The organism is Thiolapillus sp. (assembly GCF_048562965.1).
Lineage (GTDB): Bacteria > Pseudomonadota > Gammaproteobacteria > Chromatiales > Chromatiaceae > Thiolapillus > Thiolapillus brandeum_A.
In genome coordinates this window covers 1-4,147 of record NZ_JBHNMF010000298.1, presented here as the reverse complement: position 1 = coordinate 4,147, position 4,147 = coordinate 1, and the positions used below count along the sequence as shown (strand labels likewise).

The 4,147-nt window shown below is 55.3% G+C and carries 5 protein-coding genes; 3 read left to right on the top strand and 2 right to left on the bottom strand.

Annotated features, from left to right (window positions below):
- Positions 1–137: 137 nt before the first annotated feature.
- The 3 genes from ACOCD2_RS13550 to nhaA all read left to right on the top strand — a co-directional run bounded on the left by ACOCD2_RS13550 (position 138) and on the right by nhaA (position 2,415).
- Positions 138–497, top strand: a complete 360-nt coding sequence (locus tag ACOCD2_RS13550; protein ID WP_293672796.1) for an EAL domain-containing protein — start codon at positions 138–140, stop codon at positions 495–497.
- A complete protein-coding gene (locus tag ACOCD2_RS13545; RefSeq protein ID WP_293648566.1) occupies positions 470–931 on the top strand; it encodes an EAL domain-containing protein in 462 nt (153 codons plus the stop codon). Before ACOCD2_RS13550 ends, ACOCD2_RS13545 begins: the two co-directional genes overlap by 28 nt.
- Positions 932–1,056: 125 nt before the next feature.
- Positions 1,057–2,415 carry a Na+/H+ antiporter NhaA gene (nhaA, locus tag ACOCD2_RS13540; protein WP_293648563.1) on the top strand — a complete coding sequence of 453 codons (1,359 nt, stop codon included), beginning with the start codon at positions 1,057–1,059 and terminating at the stop codon, positions 2,413–2,415.
- Here nhaA and gluQRS read toward each other — a convergent pair.
- Positions 2,408–3,271 (bottom strand): tRNA glutamyl-Q(34) synthetase GluQRS, encoded by an 864-nt coding sequence (gene gluQRS, locus ACOCD2_RS13535; RefSeq protein WP_293648560.1) that lies wholly within the window; start codon positions 3,269–3,271, stop codon positions 2,408–2,410. The two genes, nhaA and gluQRS, sit on opposite strands and share 8 nt — an antisense overlap.
- A gap of 63 nt (positions 3,272–3,334) precedes the next feature.
- Positions 3,335–3,766, bottom strand: a complete 432-nt coding sequence (gene dksA / locus ACOCD2_RS13530) for an RNA polymerase-binding protein DksA (protein ID WP_293648557.1) — start codon at positions 3,764–3,766, stop codon at positions 3,335–3,337.
- Positions 3,767–4,147: the final 381 nt, after the last annotated feature.

Genomic DNA, 4,147 nt, shown 5'->3' with positions numbered 1-4,147 from the left:
AGCGCCAGCTCTACACCGGATACTTGCCAGGGACTCTTGATTCCCAGTATCTGGGCATATAGGTCTTTGTCTCTCATAGGGGATTACGATAATCTACCCACTCCATTTGGGGAAGAGCCCAGTTTTTTACCCAGAGTATGAACCGGGAGCTGAATCGCCGTCAGGATCTGGAGATCCGCCTGCGCCAGGCCCTGCAACTGGAGCAGTTCGGGCTCCACTATCAGCCTCAACTGGATCTGACAACGGGGGAACTGGTGAGTTGTGAGGCGCTGATCCGCTGGGAAGTGCCGGGCGAGGGCATGATTTCCCCGGATGATTTCCTGCCTGTCGCCGAGCGCTCGGATCTCATCAATACGATCGGCGAATGGGTGATCAAGGAAGCCTGCAGGCAGCGGCGGAAATGGAAAGACCAGGGGTTCGATCTGCGTGTGGACATCAATATTTCCGGTCGCCAGTTTTTTATTATGACGTGTTTTCCGTTATCAGGCGTGTTCTGAAAAAGCATGATTTGGGCTATCAGGATCTGGGTGTTGAACTGACGGAGCAGGTATTGATCAAGGCCGGTCAAGATACGCTGGCCGGACTCGAATGGCTGCACAGCAAAGGCATGAAAATCTCCCTGGATGATTTCGGTACGGGTTATTCATCCCTGAGCTACCTGAAAAAGTTCCCCGTGGACATACTCAAGATTGACCGCGAGTTCATCGACGGCGCTCTGTCGGACACCAACGACCGATCCATCATCGAAGCCATCGTGGCCGTCGGCCATGCATTGGGGCTGGAAGTGCTGGCCGAGGGGCTGGAGACGCCCGAGCAGCTGCAGCTGGTGCGTAGCGCAGGTTGTGATCTCGGTCAGGGATATCTGTTTCAGCGTCCGGTGCCCCCCGAAGAACTGATAGAAGGTCCATGGCTGTTGAACCGGATTTACTGACAGCATTTCTGCCCCGGCAGTTTCCTGTTTTCCAGACGTTTTTATCGGTCAGTGTTTTGCTACCGGAGGCAAGCATCTGGTAGGCTTCCGTTACCTCTCTTGCTTCCCAAAACGGCCACAACCTGATGGATAGAAACAACCCGCTGAAAGGAAAAGAATACCTCGCTCCCTGGGAGCGCGCGTTCGACCGGGTGCTGACGCCGCTGGAGGCGTTCATTCACCGGCAGACCACCAGTGGTATCCTGCTGATGCTGTGTGCGGTGATCGCCCTGGCTATCGCCAACAGCCCTCTGGGTGAGGGCTATGAGCACATCCTGCACACGGATGTGACTGTCGGTGGTGGTGACCTTGTTCTGAGCATGAGCCTGCATCACTGGATCAATGATGGCCTGATGGCGCTGTTCTTCCTGATCGTCGGTCTCGAGCTGAAGCGGGAACTGCTGGTTGGCGAGCTGGCTGACCCCAAACAGGCCCTGCTGCCCATCGCGGCAGCCATCGGTGGCATGCTGCTGCCGGCCCTGTTCTATTTCCTGCTGAATCAAAACGGTTCCGAAGCGCGGGGCTGGGGCATTCCCATGGCTACGGATATCGCATTTGCACTGGGTACCCTGGCTTTACTGGGCAAGCGCGTACCGCCAGCCCTGCTGACCTTTCTGGTGGCTCTGGCGATTGTCGATGATCTGGGTGCAGTGGTGGTGATCGCGCTGTTCTACACGGCAGACATCAACATGCTGGCGCTGGGCACGGCCGGGGGTATTCTGCTGTTGCTGATCGCATTGAACCGGGGCGGCATTCGCCGCGTCATGCCTTACGGGTTCCTGGGTGTGTTGCTGTGGCTTGCGATGCTCAAAAGCGGTGTACATGCGACCCTGGCCGGTGTATTTCTGGCTTTTACCATTCCCATGAAACCAAAACTGGACACGCCCCGTTTTCTAGCCAATGCCAAAGGGCTGCTGGATGAAATCCGTGCGGCCCATGATCAGGAGCCCAATATCATCCTGAATGACAGGATGCGTGGCCGTATCAGTGCGCTGTCAGAGGGTGTGAGTCTGGCGCAGTCACCGGCACAGATACTCGAACACCGGATGCACATTTCCAGCGCCTATCTGATCATTCCGGTCTTTGCTCTGGCAAATGCAGGCATCCCCATCGATTTTGGCGCTATGGATGAAATTTTCGCTGATTCGGTTGCTCTCGGTGTGATCATGGGGCTGGTGCTGGGCAAACTGTTGGGTATCGCCGGCATGGTGTGGCTGATGGTGAAACTCGGTTGGAGCCATTTGCCCCACGGACTGGGGTTTGGTCATATTATGGGAGCGGCGCTGATGGGCGGTATCGGTTTTACCATGTCGATATTTGTTGCTGAACTGGCCTTTGCCAATGATCCGAAGGATCTTCTCATGGCCAAGACTGGTGTATTGCTGGCATCGCTGATTGCCGGTGTAACGGGCTTCCTGTGGCTCCGGATTATCAGCTCTAAATGATATTGGCGATACTCCAGTTGTTTGCAGCCCATTTCCAGAATTCCCTCGGGTTGTCCAGATCTGATGGAGGCGGTGCCTGTCGCAGGAAATGCCAGGCCGAAAGCAAACCCGGCAGTGGGGCCGCAGCAGATACCGGATGCGCCCGGTCCTGCTTGCTGAGTTTCCTGCCTTGCTCATCCCTGGCCAGGGGTACATGCGCGTAGGTCGGGTGGGGAAGACCAAGCCGCTTCTGCTCATAGATCTGCCGGGGTGTAGAGACCAACAGGTCAGCACCGCGCACGACGCGGTTGATGTGCTGGTCTGCGTCATCGACCACGACGGCCAGCTGATAGGCAGTGTAGCCGTCCGCCCGGCGAACAACGAAATCACCGACATCCCGTGAAAGTATCTGGCAATGCCTGCCTTGGATGCGATCCTCGAAGCAGATTTCTTCTGCATCCGTACGCAGGCGTATGGCCTTGCCCGTGGGATCCTCTATACGGGCATGCCGGCAGGTACCAGGATAGACGGGACCTTCGATACCGGAAGTTGCGTGTGCGGCGATTTCCCGTCGCGAACAGCTGCAGGCATAGGTGAGGCCCTGCTCGGCGAGCCAGGCCAGCACATCCGCATAGCGGGCTTTTTGCTGGCTCTGGAAGATGACAGGCTCATCCCATTCGAAACCGAGCGCTTCCAGTGTGTGCAGAATATCATCCGCGCTTCCTTTGACGGTGCGGCCTTCATCCACGTCCTCCATGCGTACCAGCCAGTTTCCCTGATGGTGCAGGGCATCGGCATAGCTGGCGACAGCGGCAACCAGTGAACCAAAGTGCAGGGAGCCGGTGGGGGAGGGGGCGAACCGCCCTCTATAGCGCATCAGAAACAGCAAAGCCGATGCACAGGCACCGGCTTTGGCTGGCGGGGAACGGCATCAGCCATCTCAGCCGTAGTTTTTCTCCCGGATCTCTTCCAGGGTCTTGCATTCGATGCAGAGGTTGGCAGTGGGCCGGGCTTCGAGACGGCGGATACCGATTTCGGCGCCACAGGATTCGCAGAATCCGTATTCATGCGCGTCGATGGCGTCGAGTGCTTCGTTGATTTTTTTCAACAGTTTGCGTTCACGGTCACGGGTGCGCAGTTCAATGCTGAATTCTGTTTCCTGACTGGCGCGGTCGTTAGGGTCAGGGAAGTTGGCGGCATCGTCTTTCATATGATGTACTGTGCGATCCACTTCTTCCATGAGTGATGTGCGCCATTTTTCCAGGATAGAGCGAAAGTGCGCTTCCTGTTTTTCATTCATGTATTCTTCCCCCCTTTTTGCCTTGTAGGGTTCAAAGGAAAGGGGGTCGATATTCATAGACTTGTTCGCCATGGGCACTTACCTGGATAGCTTGTCATTGAGTTGTATATCCGCGTGCGCTAGCACGGATGTAAAGTATTACCTGTATGCCGGTTGCCGTATGACGACTATGCAAGGTGTTGAAATTCAGTATAAAAACATTATATATAACTGAATATGCGCCAAGCGGGCTGTACGGCTGTATCTGGCTGGTTCTGCGCAGGTATTTTTTTCAGGTAGGGGAAAGTATCAGACCAGAGCGTTTGGAGCAAATTTTCGGTGGTTTATTCTGGTTCTAGAGTTTAGAGTAAGCAACATTGTTCCACCGTATATTTTCGGGTGAAATAAAGTTGCTATTTTGTTCATACTGCCCGTTAGAGCTTGTTCTATACGCTGATTGCTGCATCCTGCTCA

Excerpts from the sequence above, each read along its gene's own strand:
- ACOCD2_RS13550 (WP_293672796.1), top strand. The coding sequence starts at position 138 with ATGAACCGGGAGCTGAATCGCCGTCAGGATCTGGAGATCCGCCTGCGC.
- nhaA (WP_293648563.1), top strand. The coding sequence starts at position 1,057 with ATGGATAGAAACAACCCGCTGAAAGGAAAAGAATACCTCGCTCCCTGG.
- gluQRS (WP_293648560.1), bottom strand. The coding sequence starts at position 3,271 with ATGCGCTATAGAGGGCGGTTCGCCCCCTCCCCCACCGGCTCCCTGCAC.
- dksA (WP_293648557.1), bottom strand. The coding sequence starts at position 3,766 with ATGGCGAACAAGTCTATGAATATCGACCCCCTTTCCTTTGAACCCTAC.